Source organism: Providencia alcalifaciens DSM 30120 (genome assembly GCF_000173415.1).
GTDB lineage: Bacteria > Pseudomonadota > Gammaproteobacteria > Enterobacterales > Enterobacteriaceae > Providencia > Providencia alcalifaciens.
In genome coordinates this window covers 22,946-39,538 of the sequence record NZ_ABXW01000047.1, presented here as the reverse complement: position 1 = coordinate 39,538, position 16,593 = coordinate 22,946, and the positions used below count along the sequence as shown (strand labels likewise).

The window sequence follows — 16,593 nt, the reverse complement described above, 5'->3', positions numbered from 1 at the left end:
GCCACTACACTCCTCGCGGTAAAAACATGGCGTTTAAAAATTAAATCGCAATAAAATTACATGCAGTCTATCATTTCATCGCGCAGCAACACATATCTGAAAGAAAAATCATGACAATTTATTCTTATTTTTCTGTTAAAACCGTGAAACCGAAGCGCTACAATAGTCCCCAATAATTTATACATTCCTCAGTGAACTAAACAACTATACATATTATGGCAAAAAAACCACAAACAGCCTCTTTAGGGCAAATACGTGTCATTGGTGGTAAATGGCGTGGGCGAAAACTGCCTGTGCGTGATAGTGAGGGCTTACGTCCTACTACTGACCGCATTAAAGAAACGCTCTTTAATTGGTTAATGCCAGTCATCCGAGATGCTCGCTGCCTCGATTGTTTCGCCGGCAGTGGTGCTTTAGGCTTTGAAGCGCTATCTCGCTTTGCCGAGCACGTCACATTTATTGAGCTGGATAAACAAAACGCCAAACTGTTAAGCGAAAATAAAGTTCGTTTAAATGCGGATAACGCTACCGTGCTCAATAACAGTAGCCTCACTGTCCTCAGCCAAGTGGGTACACCTTTTGATGTCATGTTTATCGACCCGCCATTTCGTAAAGGTTTACTCAGCCAAACTATCGAGCTACTCGAACAAAATCAGTGGCTCGCAGATGAAAGCTGGATTTATGTAGAGTCAGAAGCTGAGTTACCACTTACTGACATTCCCGCAAGCTGGCAGCTACACCGAGAAAAAGTAGCAGGTCAGGTTGCCTATCGTTTATTTATTCGTCAATCTGTTTATTCATCAAGTATGCAGGGAGAAAAAGATGCTGATTAATATTGGACGTCTGCTCATGATTTGTGTTTGGGGTTTCATGATCTTTAATATTGTTCACCCATTCCCTAAGCCATTGAAATATTTTATGGATATCGCAATGGTCTTTATGATTTTCATGCATGCCTTGCAGACAATCTTCCTGAAAGCTAGCTTACCGAAAGATCAAAAATTAACAGGTTTACAGCAGACTAAAATTTTCTTCTTTGGTGTGTTTGAAATGCTCGCCATGCATAAGAAAACCAAAGCGGCAATCGAGGCCGCTAAGAAAAAATAATGGTTATTCAGTCGGTTCAAAGCGAATAAATCGCGTGCCTTGTAACGTCAGCTTACCTTTAGTACCTAACGTAACATCTTGGTATTGCTGTTCGCTGACGATCACTTTAATGGTTTCTCCAGAAGCTTGGGTCTGAAAATAAATTTCATAGCGAAAAGTTTCAGGGGACACCACATCCCGCTCTCGAGAGCGCATATTGGGATAAGGATAATCTTTTTTCTCTTTAACAAGAACTAACTGGCTGACAGGCAATGAATTATCGTTAATTTCATTCTGTTTCTTTTGGTCAAAAAAACGTTTTGTCGCGAATACCGCGATAATAGCGAGAACAATAATTAAGAGAATTGGCTTATTCATAATTTGTATATTTAGCTTAGAATAATCATAAGTATATACCCTCTCTCACTCAAATTGCAGATAAACGCCATACAATTTGAGCAAGACGCGGTATAGTTTATTGATTCATCTGAAATCGCTATCAGTGATTTTTCTTTTCCAGAAGCTTTTAAGGATATGTGTATGATTAGTTGGCCATTCCTCGCTGTTTTATTTTCTGGCTGGCTGTATGTTGATGCAGCCTATCGTGGTCCTGAGTGGCAACGTTGGTTATTTCGCCCTATCACTCTGCTTCTTTTATTATTCTGGGGATGGAGTTCCGACGACTTAAATGCGCAAACCTACCTGATTTTAGGTGGTTTAGTGCTTTCTTTAGTTGCTGACCTTTCGAGAATGTTTTCTAGTGAACACTTGCTTACATCTTTAGGACTGATGTTCTTAAGCTATTTGGTCTATACCATTAGCTTCGGAATGCAATTTAACTTTGGTTTGTACCTGCCTTGGCTTATTGTTCCAATTGCTATCGCTGCGGTCACCTTTATATTCATTTGGGGAAAACTAGAGAGCCAACAACCTGTTGTTTTTGCTTCTATTATCATGAGTATGATTATGATGTGGGTTGCAGGAGATCAATATTTTGGCTTAGGTAGAGAGTTTAATTTCTCCATTATGGTGGGAGCCTCTATGTTGTTTTTATCTCACTGTATCTGGTTAATTGCGCATTTCCGTTTCCCATTCAAAGCCTCTAAAGCCGTTGTTGCCGCCTTCTATTTCCTTGGTCAATTCTTTATTGTTCGTGCCATTTACCTATAACACTTCGCCAATTGATAAAACGTGCTATTTGAGAATTTTATCAATTGGCTCCCCCTTTTTCATTTGACTCTAGAGTCTACTCTAGAGTGTAGACTTAACTCTAATTAGAGAACATGGTTAAAAACGCATTTAGAAAAAGGGGGCGCTTATGCACTCACACTCTCATAAAGATACCCATGCACATAAGACATCTTGCTGCTCTGGCAATAGCTGTTCTTCAACAACAGTAGAGAATAGCAAAAATGTCAGTCATGACTCATCTTCCCATGAACATAGTCATGATGATAAAAGTCATGCGCACGATGATGATGAAACATCCCATCAACATGGTAGCTGCTGCAATTCAGCACCCGCAGCTAATGATGATGTCGAACCAACACAAACCGCTAAACAACGTTTTAGTTGGATTGTGAGGGGAATGGATTGCCCTAGTTGTGCCGCTAAAATCGAAAATGCGATTACCCAAATTCGCGAAGTCGCTCAAGCAAAAGTGCTATTCGCCACTGAAAAATTGGTTGTTGATGCGGATAAAGACGTCACCGCAATCGTCCGCTCAACGGTCGAGGCTGCAGGTTATGAATTACATGATGTGGGCAGCAATAGCGCCGCATCTACGCCACCAAGCTTACTGAGTGAAGCAAAACCGGTCATTATTTTAGCTATCTTAATGGCAATCAGCTGGGGATTAGAGTTTGTTAATCCGCAACTCGGTAACGTGGCTTTTATCTTAACAACGTTATTTGGGTTATACCCTATTGCACGTAAATCGCTACGTTTAATTCGCACCGGTTCGCCATTCGCCATTGAAACCTTGATGACCGTTGCCGCTGTTGGGGCAATCTTTATTCAAGCGACAGAAGAAGCCGCCATGGTTATCTTACTGTTTATGTTGGGTGAAATGCTTGAATCCTACTCTGCGGGGCGCGCTCGACGTGGAGTCAGCGCATTAATGGCCTTAGTGCCTGAAGACGCAGTGCTTATCAAAGATGAGCAAAAAACATCCGTTCCTGTCGCACAGTTACGCCCTGGGGATATCATTGAAATCGCTCCAGGTGGTCGACTTCCTACTGATGCAGTACTGGTCTCTGGCTTTGCCAGCTTTGATGAAAGCGCATTAACTGGGGAATCAGTGCCTGTTGAGCGCAGTGCTGGTGAAAAAGTTGCCGCAGGCTGTTTATCTGTCGACAAAGCGGTGCAAATGGAAGTGGTATCAGAACAAGGTCAAAATGCTATCGACCGCATCTTGCAACTGATTGAAGAGGCGGAAGAACGTCGCGCACCGATTGAACGATTCATCGACCGCTTTAGCCGTATTTACACCCCAATTATCATGCTGATTTCAGCCTTGGTTATTGTCATTCCACCACTGTTTTTCAGCGCAGCGTGGGACACATGGATTTATCGTGGTCTAACTCTGCTGTTAATTGGTTGCCCTTGCGCACTCGTGATTTCAACCCCCGCTGCAATTACCTCAGCACTGGCAACAGCAACGCGACGTGGCGCCCTTATTAAAGGTGGCGCAGCGCTAGAGCAACTGGGCACTGTCACTACGATTGCGCTGGATAAAACCGGTACATTAACAGAAGGCAAACCCCATGTTACGGATGTCGTCCCAGTTGAAGGTATGAGTGAAAGCGAGTTAATTCGTATCACTGCATCGGTTGAAGTCGGCTCTCACCATCCGCTCGCTAAAGCGATTGTTAACAAAGCTGAAGAATTATCTATCACTGTTGAAGAAGCGTTAGAGCGTAAAGCACTGGCAGGTAAAGGAGTTGAAGGTTCCTTTAATGGCAAACAAGTGTTAGTCAGCGCACCCTCGAGGGTAGAACCACCATTAAACAGCCAGTGGCAAGCAAAAGTGGAAGCGTTAGAAGCCCAAGGTAAGACGGTTGTCGTGACTATCGAAGATAACCACGTTATCGGCTTAACCGCTCTGCAAGATACCTTACGTAGCGATGCAGCTGAGGCAATGGCGATGCTGAAATCACTGAATGTCAATGCGGTCATGTTAACTGGGGATAACCCTCGTGCGGCCAGCGCTATTGCCAATCAGCTTGGCATGGAATTCCGTGCGGGATTACTACCTGAAGATAAAGTCACCGCCGTCATGGAGCTTAATCGAAACCACAACACCATGATGGTGGGTGACGGTATCAATGATGCACCAGCTATGAAAGCTTCAAGCATTGGTGTTGCAATGGGTGGTGGTACTGACGTTGCTTTAGAAACTGCGGATGCAGCTTTAACCCACAACCGTTTGACTGGATTACCTGAAATCGTCGCATTATCCAGAGCCACACGGAAGATCATCCGCGAGAACATCACTATCGCCTTGGGTTTGAAAGCAGTTTTCTTGGTGACCAGCTTGTTAGGTATCACTGGATTATGGGTTGCCGTATTAGCGGATTCTGGCGCAACGGCATTAGTTACCGCCAACGCAGTTCGCTTACTGCGCGTGAAGCTGCCCGAAATCAAAAAATAGTATTTATTTAATTTGATATCTCGACGCCGTAATTATCATTATTACGGCGTTTTCTTATGTGTGGAAGATTTAAAATAATCAATTACAGCAAAGAGTTACATAAAACATTCACCAACTGAATTTAGGACTAACTTTTCTCCCGCACACAAAAATATTGGGTAATATCTCGGTCATCGACAACATTTGATGAGTGTGGATATGACTAATAATGTAAGTTCAATACCTCATGATGCCGCCTTTAAAGGCTTTATGACAAAACAGAGCAATGCCCGAGATTTCTTTGAGCTTCATTTACCTGAGCAAATTAAACGCTTGTGCGATTTCGATACGCTAACCCTCATTAATTCAGCCTTTATTGATAGCAAACTGAGAACGCGGTTTTCCGATGTACTCTATTCCGTACAAACAAAAATGGGAGATAGCTATATCTATCTATTAGTCGAACATCAGTCAACACCTGACAAACTCATGGGCTGGCGTTTAATGCACTATGCATTCATGGCGATGAATCAGCATTTACAGCAAGGGCATAAAACCTTACCGCTCGTTGTCCCCATTTTGTTTTATCACGGGGAAACATCCCCTTACCCTTATGAAGAGGTATGGACGCAATGCTTACCCCACGCTGAAGTAGCCCATGCTCTGTATAGCAGCCCTTTCCCGTTGGTGGATATCACTGTGGTTGAGGATACCGAAATAGTTAGTCACCGCAAAATCGCTGTGATGGAACTCGCAATGAAACACAAAAAATTACGAAATGACCACCAGAAGGTCACTGAGCACTTCGTTCAAATCTTAAACAGTCACTATAATGACAAAAATGACGTGATCACTATCTTGAATTACTTATTTATCATCATGGATTCCCCTTATTATACTTCCATTGTCGAGACATTAATCGACCAAGCCGAAAATCATCGAGGAGCTATTATGAATATTGCACAGCGGTTAAAAAATGAAGGTAAAATTGAAGGTAAAATTGAGGGTAGAGTCGAAGGAAAAGAAGAAGGAAGAGAAGAAGGAAGAGAAGAAACGCTACAACAAATTGCTTTAAAAAGCTTACAGCTCGGATTCAGCGCCGATGTTATCAGCAAAATAACCGGCTTATCAATCAGTGAAATTCAAGCACTTAATTAAATCATTTATCAACAATAGCCCCATGCTAAGCAAAGAGGCTATCCAACATACCGAAATTGGGTCATTACAAACCGCTGTTTTTTTTGCGCAATAAATAACGATACGGCGCATTATCAGCGTCAACCGCCAACAACTCGTGCTCCATAAAGCGGCAGAAACCGGGGATATCACGGGTGGTTGCAGGGTCATCTGCAATAATCAGCAAAGTATCGCCATCCGCCATGTTACGTACTGTTTTACGCACTAGCATTACCGGTTCAGGACAGCGGAGTCCCAAGGTATCAAGGGTTTTGGTTGGATTGGAAAATAAATCAGACATAGCACCACATTCTCTTGGTCATCAATAGACTTATTGTAAAGCCGCACGCTGAAGATGAACAGTTTTGATTTTGTTGCGCAACGAGAGTATGATGCGCTCTTCCCAATTTAGGGATGTTATTCATGGGTTCCCTCACCCCATTGCGACTAAAAAGGTACAATATGTTTACGTTTACTCCGCAGCAAAAAGCCACTGCGTTAATTTGGCTATCGTTGTTCCATATTTTAATCATTACATCCAGCAACTACTTGGTGCAGTTACCCATCAATATTTTTGGGTTCCATACCACGTGGGGCGCGTTTACTTTTCCCTTTATCTTCCTTGCTACGGACTTAACCGTTCGCATCTATGGTGCACCGTTGGCTCGCCGTATTATTAGCGCTGTCATGCTGCCTGCCTTGTTAATTTCGTATGTCATTTCAGCTCTATTCTTCCAAGGTGAGTGGCAAGGTTTTGCCGCGACCATGACATTTAACCTGTTTGTTGCGCGTATTGCAGCAGCCAGTTTTATGGCTTATGTTCTTGGGCAAATTTTAGATGTCAGTGTATTTAACCGCCTGCGTCAAAACAAACGCTGGTTTGTGGCACCTGCCTGCGCCATGTTTTTTGGTAACCTGATTGATACGATTGCGTTTTTCTTTATCGCATTTTATCAAAGTAGCGATCCATTTATGGCGGCAAATTGGGTGGAAATCGCCCTCGTTGACTATGTATTCAAGCTGTTAATTTGTATGCTGTTCTTCTTACCGGCTTATGGTCTGTTATTGAATTTCATTTTGAAAACTTTTTTCGATACCACCAGCAAGAAGCAGTTATCTCCACAGCACTAAAATAAAAAAGGGAGATAAGTTTTCGCTTATCTCCCAAAGGGTTAACTTGATTAATACCTAACTACTATTCACAGAACTCAACACAACAATAGATTATTCGAGCGCGCGAGCCAGCAATGAAATTGGGTGTTCACATTTCTTACTGGTGGACATTTCAATTTGCCATTTACAGGTTTCACAGTCGGTAATCACCATATCCGCACCGCTCTCTTCAATTTGACGGAACAACCCAGCCCCAATACCTTGGGAAACTTCGTAGTTCTCTTTTTTGAATCCGTAAGTTCCTGCAATACCACAACATTGTGAATCTAAAACAATCAACTCCACGCCTGGCACACGCTTGATCAGTTCAAGGGTGTAGGACGTCCAACCCATTTTTTCCATATGGCATGGTGTGTGATAAGCCACTTTTAATGGTGTGTGTTTCAGTTTCAGCTCGCGCCCTTCTTCCAGAAGACGATAAATATAGCGAGTCGCTAATTCAATGTTATCGCGCATCTCCGAAGTATCAACATCCAGCACATGGGTATACTCATCACGAATGGTGAATGTGCAAGTTGAAGAAGTTGCAACCACCGGAATGTGTTTTTCTAAAATTGTCTCTTGGAGCGACTCTAAATTCACATTCGCTTGGCGTTTCGCTTGCTTCATAAATCCGTTTGCGATCAGTGCCACACCACAACATTTTTCACGTTTTAGCAGCTGAACACCAATATTCATGCCATTAAAAACTTTGATTAAATCTTTACCCAACTGTGGATGGTTATAATTCACATAACAACCATGGAAAAAAGCCACTTGCTCTTCAAACTTCGCTTGTTCCGCGGCTTGTTTACCATACCAACGACGGAAAGTACCAAACGAGTATTTAGGCAGCTCACGACGATGGTCAATTTTTAAAGCTTTATCCAGAATTTGGCGAACGGGTTTTAAGCCAGTAATGGTATTTACTACAGGGGCAAATGGGGTCGATAAGGAACCCATAATGTCCGTATGGCTTAAAATCGCATCACGCAGTTTCGGTTTCTGCTGGCTATAGGTATTACGAGCGCGCGCAATAATGTCGCCAATCTTCACATCCGATGGGCAGGCCACTTCACAGCGTTTACAGTTAGTGCAGAATTTCAATGCATCATCGTACATCATCGGGTCTTTTAAGCGTAAACGCTCACCATCAGGACCCGCTTGTTTTGGTCCCGGATATAGTGGGTTCGCTTTTGCCACTGGGCAATAGGTGGTACAAACAGTGCATTTTATACAGCTTTCAAAGCTTGCATCTTGAATACTCATTGCGCCACCTCCGCCTGCATGGCTTTATCTTTAGCAAATTCATTCGCGATTTCATTCGCAGCATATAAGCCCGTGATCAGCGAAACCCCTGCACCACAGCCTTGAGTCAGTGGGTCAAAACCTCCTAACACAGCGCCCGCAATATGCAGATTTTCAATCGTCTCACCGTGTTTTTTACCCCGTAAATGGCTGTCAGTTTGCACACCAAACGCCATGTATGGCTGAGATGCGAAGAACTCTTTATTTGTCCATTTGGCGCGGTCGCCGATTTCGCCTAAATCCAAATGCATCAAGGGTTCATACACTTGGTCAAATTTCGCTACCAAGCCGTTATTAAAGAAACTTCCTGTCGCCAACACAAAATGTTTAGCTTTCAATGAAATATTACCGTGGTTACGGGTTTGCACAGATTCAATACGTGATCCCACGAAATTGACGGAAGTGACTTTATCACCCGGCATCATGATCCCACCTTGACGGCGGAACTGGCGTAATAGCATTTCATGAAGGCGAATACCTAATAAAGATGGCGGTAATGTTGGCAGTAAAAATAGCGGCTTACCTAAGCGTTTCTGCAACTCTAACATTGGCTCTTCACTGTCGAGACCAATACACGCAGGCATAAACACCGCGTCCGCATTGGCGACTAACGGTGCAATTTCTTCCACAATTTGCGCCATATTTTCAGGTCTATCTAACCAGCGCGCCACGTTAATCGCACGGAACTCGCTTGGGTTTTCTCTTAATCGGTCAAGCAACGGTAAGTGAACATAGCACGCTTCCGCTTCGAGTCCTTGACGGTCTAACTCATCCGCCACCATTTGCGGTTGAAAATCGAGGAAACCTTCAATGCCCACAACCGCAATTTTGCCTAACTCCATCGGTTGATGAAGTGCAGTTGTTGGCACCGATTCAGGACTGAGCCAGGTCATTCGCTTATGACCTAACGGCGTAATACGGTAATGGTTTTCTTCGCAAGAGCCTTTTAGATGTAGCCCAGCTTGCTGCAAAGTAGTTTGGGCTAATTGTGCCAGTTCAGTCACTTTTTCTGCCCCAATCAAACTGTACGGATGACTCGGAGCTTGTTGTTTTAGCGCTTCCAACATCGATAGCGGTTGCTCAACTTGAGTACCATCAGGAAGATGTGTTAATAAATCCAATGAACCCGACGAGAAATGCAGTGCGTTCTGCCCAGCACTCACGATGGCACAAGAAAGCCCTGATTGAGTCAGACGAATTCCACAGATAAGACCGGCAAGGCCTCCGCCCATCACTACTGCATCATATTTCATTCTCTGCCTCCTTCTGAGCAGGCTGGCTCAATGTACTTTCATTCATGCCACATAATCCGTGATATACCCAACTGGTGAACTCACTTTCACGCAAAGCATCCCCCCAAGCAATCGGTCTCACCCCTTTCCAACGCTCATTTAAGAAGTGCCCCAGTTGCTGCTCGGTTTCATGTGGTGTGGTGACGTTAAAACGATTGAGTAATCCAGCCGCGCGGCAAGCACAAAGCTCACCTTGGCACGTGCCCATACCCACACGGGTACGACGGCGTAAATCGAGCAAGTTGTTGACGGTTAAAGATTCCACTGCATAACGAACTTCCCCCGCCGTCACCGCTTCACACTCACACACCAAGCTTTTATCTAAACGGTTAGCACTGAGGATCGCAGACGCCCTATCACCATGACGATAAACCGCAGAGCCGCGAATAGGTGCTGGGATAGAGACCACATTACGCAACGCTTCTTCTGCGCTGTGTTGAGATCCTGGTAGTGGCTCTTCCGCCGTCGTGCATGGGGTTGTAACACCCAATTTTTCACAAACTTTGTTGGTCGCCCATTCCGCCATTAAGCGATAAGTCATTAACTTGCCGCCCGTAATGGTAATGAAACCGTCTAAACCATCGCGTTTTGCGTGGTCGAGTAACACAATACCGCGGCTGACGTTACGGCCAGAAGGGTCATCATCACTCGCCACTAATGGGCGAACACCCGCATATGCGCGTAAAATGCGCGTTGTCGCTAACGCAGGGGATAACATAGAACCTTCGCGGATCAAAATATCCACTTCTTCTGGTGTCACATACATATTATCGATTTGGTCATATTCGATATGCGTTGACGTAGTACCAATCAGAGAAATGGTATCTCCCGGAACCAGAATGTCCGCATCCGCTGGTTTACGGCAACGGTTGATCACCATGTTGTTAAGACGGTGACCTAAAATAAGTAATGCGCCTTTCGCTGGGAACATTTTGATTTTCAGATCCGCGTATTCGGCAATTTTCTGTCCCCAAATTCCACCAGCATTGACGACAATTTGCGCATGAATATCGTACTGTCTTTTCGCTTGATGATCATAAACGGTGACACCACGCACTTTATCCCCTTGGCGGATCAAGCCAATCACTTCATGGTAAGTCAGAACTTTAGCGCCGTGCTCGCGAGCATCTAACATATTGGCAGCAGTCAAACGAAAGGGATCGACGGTGCCATCCGGTACGCGAACCGCACCAATTAAACGCGGGTTGACTGAAGGCTCTAAACGAATAGCTTCCGCGGGATCAATCGCTTGAGCATCAATGCCAGCTGATTGACATGCAGTAATAAATTGCTGTTGGTATTCAAGACTATCTTCTGGCAGGGTAATAAAAAGCCCATCGGTTTTTTCAATACAATGATGAGCGATACGTTTCAGTATTTTATTTTCTTCTATACACTCTCTTGCCGATTCACTGTCAGTAACAGCATAGCGAGCACCGCTGTGTAATAAGCCATGGTTACGCCCTGTTGCACCTGTCGCAATATCATGCCGTTCCAGCAAAACTGCCTTTAATCCACGGCGAGCGCAGTCACGAGCGACCCCTGCGCCTGTTGCGCCACCACCGATAATGATGACATCCGTTTCAGTCACAGATGAGCCATTCATGTCGCATTCCTCACGTTAATCAATCTTCACTATTCGATAAGTATAGTTTCTATTTTTATAGTCTATAGTTAATATAAGCTCAAAAATGAGTCGAATGTTTGATAAGGAACAAAAACGAAAGCCATAGTTACATTTCAGGTACGAAAAAGCGCAAAACCGTGACTACCTTCACAAAATAATTCACAATTTTAGTTCCATTCCATTCACAAATCGCATTAACTATGCAGCCAGATAAACAAAATCAATAATTGTGCGTTAGATTACAGATAAAATGTTTTTTAACGATTAAGATTTAGCGCAATTAGAAAATAAAAGCGCCTAAAGAAACTCGATTGTTTTCGTTTTTGTTACTTCTCCCATAATAAACGCTCAACAACTTCACAACATAGGTGAAATGAAGAGCATATAACTACTGACATGCCATCGGAGGCTTTATGTTACGCATGTTTAAACCCGCCGCTCATATCGAGAGGCTGCCAGCGGATAAGATAGATCCCGTCTATCGTAAATTACGTTGGCAGATTTTCCTGGGGATTTTCTTCGGTTACGCAGCATACTACTTAGTTAGAAAGAACTTCGCCCTCGCAATGCCTTATCTCGTTGAACAAGGTTTCTCTAAAGGTGACCTTGGTTTCGCATTATCTGGGATTTCAATCGCCTATGGTTTCTCCAAATTTATCATGGGCTCATTTTCTGACCGTGCTAACCCCCGGTACTTCTTACCGGCAGGTTTGATCCTCGCTTCACTTGTCATGATATTCATGGGCTTCGTACCATGGGCAACGTCTAGCATCATGATTATGTTCGTGTTGTTATTCTTATGTGGTTGGTTCCAAGGTATGGGTTGGCCTCCTTGTGGACGTACCATGGTTCACTGGTGGTCACAAAAAGAACGTGGCGGTATCGTCTCCGTTTGGAACTGTGCGCATAACGTCGGCGGTGGTCTGCCTCCATTACTGTTCCTGTTAGGTATGGCATGGTTTAACGACTGGAAAGCTGCGCTGTATATGCCAGCATTCGCCGCTATTTTAGTGGCAATGATTGCCTTCGCATTAATGCGTGATACTCCGCAATCTTGTGGTCTGCCACCAATTGAAGAGTACAAAAACGACTATCCAACAGACTATAAAGCCTCTGATGAAGAAGAATTAACAGCTAAAGCTATCTTCATGAAGTATGTATTCCCTAACAAACTTCTGTGGATGATTGCTATCGCTAACGTGTTCGTATACTTACTGCGTTACGGTGTTCTGGACTGGTCACCAACTTACCTGCGCGAAGTTAAACACTTCACAATGGATAAATCTTCATGGGCTTACTTCCTGTATGAATATGCGGGTATTCCAGGAACACTGCTGTGCGGTTGGATGTCGGATAAAGTCTTCCGTGGTAACCGTGGTGCGACAGGCGTGTTCTTCATGACCTTAGTGACTATTGCAACTATCGTCTTCTGGATGAACCCAGCGGGTAACCCAGGCGTTGATATGGCATGTATGTTGATTATCGGTTTCTTAATCTATGGCCCTGTCATGCTGATTGGTCTGCACGCTCTTGAGCTTGCACCTAAGAAAGCAGCGGGTACCGCCGCAGGCTTCACCGGTTTATTCGGTTATCTTGGTGGTTCTGTTGCCGCAAGTGCTATCGTCGGTTATACCGTGGACTACTTCGGTTGGAACGGCGGTTTTGCTGTGATGATCGGTGGTTCTGCACTGGCCGTTGTTTTACTGTTCATCGTTATGCTGAGCGAAAGTAAACATAAACGCGAACTCGCTAAAAACCAATAAGCCACCGCTTATGTTGAGTTGATTCGCTAGATTGATGGGTTATATCAAGAAAAGGATATAGCCCATTTTTTTACCCAAAATTTGTTATCGGCACCATTTTTTATCTGTAAAAGTATTTACTTATAAATTTATTTACCTAAAAAACTGTTTACCTATAAAGCTTTTTACCTACAAGTTTTTTACCTACAAACAATGAGTACCAAGGAGATTTACTGATGAATTTTCAATTAAAAACATTAGTCGCAAGTATGGTCTTAGTGATGTCAGTCTCTGCGGCTGCCGAAACGGCAGGTAAAGTGGTGATTGCCCATCGTGGTGCAAGTGGTTATTTACCTGAACATACCCTTCCAGCGAAAGCGATGGCGTATGCGCAAGGCGCGGATTTCCTCGAACAAGATTTAGTGATGACCAAAGATAATGAGCTGGTTGTACTTCATGACCATTATCTGGATCGCGTCACTGACGTAGCGGATAAGTTTCCAAATCGCGCACGTAAAGATGGTCGCTACTACGCCATCGACTTTACGCTGCCAGAAATTAAATCCCTGAAATTCACGGAAGGCTTTGACATTGTTGATGGCAAAAAAGTCCAAAGCTATCCGAACCGTTTCCCTATGGGTAAATCTGATTTCCGTGTTCACACCTTCCAAGAAGAGATTGAATTTATTCAAGGTTTGAACAAATCTACGGGTAAAAATATCGGTATCTACCCTGAAATTAAAGCCCCTTGGTTCCATCAACAAGAAGGCAAGGATATCACCAAGAAAACCTTAGAAGTCCTGAAAGAGTATGGCTATACCAACAAAGATTCTAACGTTTATCTGCAATCTTTCGACCCGATTGACTTAAAACGCATCAAAACGAAACTGATGCCAGAAATGGGGATGGATTTAAAACTGATCCAACTGATTGCTTACACCGATTGGGAAGAGACTCAAGAGCAGAAGCCAGACGGTACTTGGGTGAACTATAACTATGATTGGATGATGAAGCCGGGTGCGATGAAAGAGATTGCAACCTACGCAGACGGTATCGGCCCTGACTATCATATGCTCATTAGCGAAGATTCCACACCAACGAACATCAAAGTAAACGGTATGGTAAAAGAAGCTCACGCTAACCATATGGCGGTACATCCATTTACTATCCGTGTGGACAAACTGCCTAAGTACGCGAAAGATGGTCAGCAGTTATATGACATTATTTATAACCAAGCGGACGTTGATGGCGCCTTCACTGACTTCCCAGATTTAGGGGTTAAGTTTCTAGAGCAGCAAAAGCAGAAGTAACTCTCCCTCACTCTCTCGAGTCAATTGCACGTCAATGACTCGAGAGAGTCTTTTTAATCAGAATAACGACTCTCTTATTTAGACTTTAAGCCTGAATTTGATGCAATAAAAGCTGCGCTTCATTTTGCTGAGTAATAAGGCTGGGGTGTGGATATTCACACACAAGCGACAGCGCGACTACATGATGAGCCATTCCGCTCTTACCTAAAATAGCATCAATATCATAAAGTTGTACTGACAATTTCGCACCGCTATTTCTTGCTTTTCCTATGACGAACGCGATTTTAAAGATCTTAGCGCCAACACATTATCTTTATTGGGTAGTAATGACGATAATGCAATGCCTTCCTTTTCGGCTTGTTCCGTGTCAACCAGTAGTAATAGAAGCAAAGGCAGAAAGGTCACCAACCTAAATTCATTTTATTTAGCTTAAGTCAAACAGAAGACCAGCAAATGAACTTGAAATCAACCATAATCTTCAAGAATGGGACTTATAGAAGAATTATCCGAAAGCATTTAATCCGTTTTTGGTAGAACGGGCAGGAAAGAAAAAGCACCTTCGTCAATCAATGATCAACGTTCAAGGTGCTTTTTAATGTCATAGATAGAAACTGAGTTTTAAGCAATCGTCACTGGGAACGCAATCACATCGCTAATTCGTTCGGCATTCAGTGCCAGCATGATTAAGCGGTCAACACCAACAGCCACACCGGAACATGCCGGTAAACCATGCTCAAGCGCGGCAAGTAAGTTTTCATCTATTGGCTGAACGGGTAATCCCATCGCGGCACGCTTGCGGTTATCCTGTTCGAAACGTTGGCGTTGTTCGCTCACATCGGTCAGCTCATGGAAACCATTTGCCAGCTCCATGCCTTTATAGTAAACCTCAAAACGTTCAGCAACGCGGTGATCTTCCGTGCTGATAACGGCTAATGACGCTTGAGTCGCTGGGAAATGGTACACCACCGCAGGTTTTTCTTTACCAATATGTGGTTCAACCCCCATCGTAAATAGCAATTGTAGTAACGTATCTCTGTCTTCTTCTTGATCCGCAACATTGCTTAAATCCAAACGGGCAGCCACTTCGCGTAATTCACTTTTTTCCGCAGATAAAGGATCGATATCTAAGTGACGTAAAAATGCTTGTTGGTAAGAGAGAAGCTCAGCGCTTTCACATTCCAGCACTTGTTGCAGAAGGTCGTCCACTTCATTGATTAAGCGATACATATCAAAGTGTGGACGGTACCATTCCAGCATCGTAAATTCAGGGTTATGGTGTCTTCCCGCTTCTTCATTACGGAAACTGCGGCACATTTGATAGATAGGTCCACTTCCCGCAGCCAATAAGCGCTTCATATGGTATTCAGGGCTGGTCATTAGATATAAATTAATGCCCTGAGCAGCACCGGGTCCCACAAAGCGTGTCTCAAATGGAACAAGATGAATGTCAGTCACTGTCGCCTGACTCATTGCGGGTGTGTCTACCTCAAGTACACAGCGATCAGCGAAAAAACGTCTGATTTCCGCAACAATTTTTGCGCGCTGTAACAGGTTAGCGATGGGGGCTGTAGGCAGCCAATTCGCTACTTCACTCATTAAAATAACTCCAAAATAAACTTAGTTGTGCAGTGTACTCACCTCCCCCCTAACACACAATGGATTATTGTGGAAATTATGCTCTATATGAGTATCGATAGGGGATATGATTCAAGGCGAAAAAAGATGATGTGATTATCTCCTGCTTTATACGATTAGGCAAAAAGCTTTCTTATTAACTTTTAACATTTGGTTAAAAAAAACAGAAACATGATTTTTTCTTATTGCTTGTAATTCAAATGTTAAAATTACCTTTCTTTGCTTATCCTCTTTATGCTATTTCAAATCCTTTTTTGACATTAAAAATGAAGCAGACTGAGAAACAGTGAACTCATTCGCAATTTTATCTTCGATATGATTTTAGAATTTCCTCATGGCACACCAGATTATCCACTGTAAGCAAGGAAAACTTGACGATTTTAGTTGGTTTTAAATTCTGATAATTCTGTTAAAATTAATGATAATTATTTGAAATTCCTTTTTATTATTTCCAATTTCGCTGGAATTTCTTTGCACCCAAAAACAATTTGCAAAAAGACGACGCAGATCACATTTTGGGGGTAATATCACCCAAAACACCTTTCTATATCAAATTTATCCTCGGCACTATTCGTTATAATTCCCAACATAATAAGTCGTTATTAGCTATTATATATTTACGATTAAAAAAATA

15 protein-coding genes are annotated in these 16,593 nt (G+C 43.3%); 8 read left to right on the top strand and 7 right to left on the bottom strand.

The window, feature by feature from the left end; genetic code table 11:
* The first annotated feature begins 215 nt into the window (after window positions 1-215).
* Together rsmD and PROVALCAL_RS09570 are read left to right on the top strand one after the other, a co-directional pair.
* Window positions 216-833: a 16S rRNA (guanine(966)-N(2))-methyltransferase gene (rsmD, locus tag PROVALCAL_RS09575; RefSeq protein WP_006659028.1), complete on the top strand. Its 618-nt coding sequence runs from the start codon at window positions 216-218 to the stop codon at window positions 831-833.
* A complete protein-coding gene (locus tag PROVALCAL_RS09570; protein WP_006659027.1) occupies window positions 823-1,107 on the top strand; it encodes a DUF1145 family protein in 285 nt (94 codons plus the stop codon). Before rsmD ends, PROVALCAL_RS09570 begins: the two co-directional genes overlap by 11 nt.
* 3 nt (window positions 1,108-1,110) lie before the next feature.
* Here the strand turns inward: PROVALCAL_RS09570 and PROVALCAL_RS09565 are convergent, their stop codons facing one another.
* Window positions 1,111-1,464, bottom strand: a complete 354-nt coding sequence (locus PROVALCAL_RS09565) for a DUF2500 domain-containing protein (protein WP_006659026.1) — start codon at window positions 1,462-1,464, stop codon at window positions 1,111-1,113.
* A 162-nt stretch (window positions 1,465-1,626) separates the two neighbouring features.
* Between PROVALCAL_RS09565 and PROVALCAL_RS09560 the strand changes: the two genes are divergently transcribed.
* The 3 genes from PROVALCAL_RS09560 (at window position 1,627) to PROVALCAL_RS09550 (ending at window position 5,875) form a co-directional block, all read left to right on the top strand.
* Window positions 1,627-2,256, top strand: a complete 630-nt coding sequence (locus PROVALCAL_RS09560; RefSeq protein WP_006659025.1) for a lysoplasmalogenase — start codon at window positions 1,627-1,629, stop codon at window positions 2,254-2,256.
* A 148-nt stretch (window positions 2,257-2,404) separates the two neighbouring features.
* Window positions 2,405-4,738: a zinc/cadmium/mercury/lead-transporting ATPase gene (locus tag PROVALCAL_RS09555; protein WP_039861838.1), complete on the top strand. Its 2,334-nt coding sequence runs from the start codon at window positions 2,405-2,407 to the stop codon at window positions 4,736-4,738.
* Between the two features lie 198 nt (window positions 4,739-4,936).
* Entirely contained in the window at window positions 4,937-5,875 is a 939-nt protein-coding gene (locus PROVALCAL_RS09550; RefSeq protein ID WP_039861837.1) for an Rpn family recombination-promoting nuclease/putative transposase, read from the top strand.
* A gap of 64 nt (window positions 5,876-5,939) precedes the next feature.
* Here the strand turns inward: PROVALCAL_RS09550 and tusA are convergent, their stop codons facing one another.
* Window positions 5,940-6,194, bottom strand: a complete 255-nt coding sequence (tusA, locus tag PROVALCAL_RS09545; RefSeq protein ID WP_006659021.1) for a sulfurtransferase TusA — start codon at window positions 6,192-6,194, stop codon at window positions 5,940-5,942.
* A 161-nt stretch (window positions 6,195-6,355) separates the two neighbouring features.
* On the opposite strand from tusA, the gene PROVALCAL_RS09540 reads away from it, so the two are divergent.
* Window positions 6,356-7,024 carry a 7-cyano-7-deazaguanine/7-aminomethyl-7-deazaguanine transporter gene (locus PROVALCAL_RS09540; protein WP_006659020.1) on the top strand — a complete coding sequence of 223 codons (669 nt, stop codon included), beginning with the start codon at window positions 6,356-6,358 and terminating at the stop codon, window positions 7,022-7,024.
* A gap of 93 nt (window positions 7,025-7,117) precedes the next feature.
* Here PROVALCAL_RS09540 and glpC read toward each other — a convergent pair whose 3' ends face one another.
* From glpC to glpA, 3 genes are read right to left on the bottom strand one after another with little or no spacing between them, the layout of a single operon-like run.
* The gene (glpC, locus tag PROVALCAL_RS09535) at window positions 7,118-8,314 is read right to left on the bottom strand and encodes an anaerobic glycerol-3-phosphate dehydrogenase subunit GlpC (RefSeq protein ID WP_006659019.1); all 1,197 of its coding nucleotides are present in this window, start codon (window positions 8,312-8,314) and stop codon (window positions 7,118-7,120) included.
* Window positions 8,311-9,606, bottom strand: coding sequence for a glycerol-3-phosphate dehydrogenase subunit GlpB (glpB, locus tag PROVALCAL_RS09530; RefSeq protein WP_006659018.1), 1,296 nt, complete (start codon window positions 9,604-9,606; stop codon window positions 8,311-8,313). Before glpB ends, glpC begins: the two co-directional genes overlap by 4 nt.
* The gene (glpA, locus tag PROVALCAL_RS09525) at window positions 9,596-11,251 is read right to left on the bottom strand and encodes an anaerobic glycerol-3-phosphate dehydrogenase subunit A (RefSeq protein WP_006659017.1); all 1,656 of its coding nucleotides are present in this window, start codon (window positions 11,249-11,251) and stop codon (window positions 9,596-9,598) included. Before glpA ends, glpB begins: the two co-directional genes overlap by 11 nt.
* Window positions 11,252-11,685: 434 nt before the next feature.
* Here glpA and glpT point away from each other — a divergent pair, with 434 nt between their 5' ends.
* Window positions 11,686-13,035 (top strand): glycerol-3-phosphate transporter, encoded by a 1,350-nt coding sequence (gene glpT, locus PROVALCAL_RS09520; protein WP_036955981.1) that lies wholly within the window; start codon window positions 11,686-11,688, stop codon window positions 13,033-13,035.
* A gap of 215 nt (window positions 13,036-13,250) precedes the next feature.
* Window positions 13,251-14,324: a glycerophosphodiester phosphodiesterase gene (glpQ, locus tag PROVALCAL_RS09515; RefSeq protein WP_006659015.1), complete on the top strand. Its 1,074-nt coding sequence runs from the start codon at window positions 13,251-13,253 to the stop codon at window positions 14,322-14,324.
* A gap of 85 nt (window positions 14,325-14,409) precedes the next feature.
* On the opposite strand, the gene PROVALCAL_RS19770 is transcribed toward glpQ, so the two are convergent.
* Both PROVALCAL_RS19770 and epmA read right to left on the bottom strand, forming a co-directional pair.
* Entirely contained in the window at window positions 14,410-14,565 is a 156-nt protein-coding gene (locus PROVALCAL_RS19770; RefSeq protein ID WP_006659014.1) for a hypothetical protein, read from the bottom strand.
* 377 nt (window positions 14,566-14,942) lie between these two features.
* The gene (gene epmA / locus PROVALCAL_RS09510) at window positions 14,943-15,920 is read right to left on the bottom strand and encodes an elongation factor P--(R)-beta-lysine ligase (RefSeq protein ID WP_006659013.1); all 978 of its coding nucleotides are present in this window, start codon (window positions 15,918-15,920) and stop codon (window positions 14,943-14,945) included.
* Window positions 15,921-16,593 lie beyond the last annotated feature (673 nt).

Coding starts and splice junctions, on each gene's coding strand:
- glpQ (WP_006659015.1), top strand. CDS start 13,251: ATGAATTTTCAATTAAAAACATTAGTCGCAAGTATGGTCTTAGTGATG.
- glpB (WP_006659018.1), bottom strand. CDS start 9,606: ATGAAATATGATGCAGTAGTGATGGGCGGAGGCCTTGCCGGTCTTATC.
- tusA (WP_006659021.1), bottom strand. CDS start 6,194: ATGTCTGATTTATTTTCCAATCCAACCAAAACCCTTGATACCTTGGGA.
- PROVALCAL_RS09540 (WP_006659020.1), top strand. CDS start 6,356: ATGTTTACGTTTACTCCGCAGCAAAAAGCCACTGCGTTAATTTGGCTA.
- glpC (WP_006659019.1), bottom strand. CDS start 8,314: ATGAGTATTCAAGATGCAAGCTTTGAAAGCTGTATAAAATGCACTGTT.
- glpT (WP_036955981.1), top strand. CDS start 11,686: ATGTTACGCATGTTTAAACCCGCCGCTCATATCGAGAGGCTGCCAGCG.
- PROVALCAL_RS09555 (WP_039861838.1), top strand. CDS start 2,405: ATGCACTCACACTCTCATAAAGATACCCATGCACATAAGACATCTTGC.
- PROVALCAL_RS09550 (WP_039861837.1), top strand. CDS start 4,937: ATGACTAATAATGTAAGTTCAATACCTCATGATGCCGCCTTTAAAGGC.
- glpA (WP_006659017.1), bottom strand. CDS start 11,251: ATGAATGGCTCATCTGTGACTGAAACGGATGTCATCATTATCGGTGGT.
- rsmD (WP_006659028.1), top strand. CDS start 216: ATGGCAAAAAAACCACAAACAGCCTCTTTAGGGCAAATACGTGTCATT.
- PROVALCAL_RS09570 (WP_006659027.1), top strand. CDS start 823: ATGCTGATTAATATTGGACGTCTGCTCATGATTTGTGTTTGGGGTTTC.
- epmA (WP_006659013.1), bottom strand. CDS start 15,920: ATGAGTGAAGTAGCGAATTGGCTGCCTACAGCCCCCATCGCTAACCTG.
- PROVALCAL_RS09560 (WP_006659025.1), top strand. CDS start 1,627: ATGATTAGTTGGCCATTCCTCGCTGTTTTATTTTCTGGCTGGCTGTAT.
- PROVALCAL_RS09565 (WP_006659026.1), bottom strand. CDS start 1,464: ATGAATAAGCCAATTCTCTTAATTATTGTTCTCGCTATTATCGCGGTA.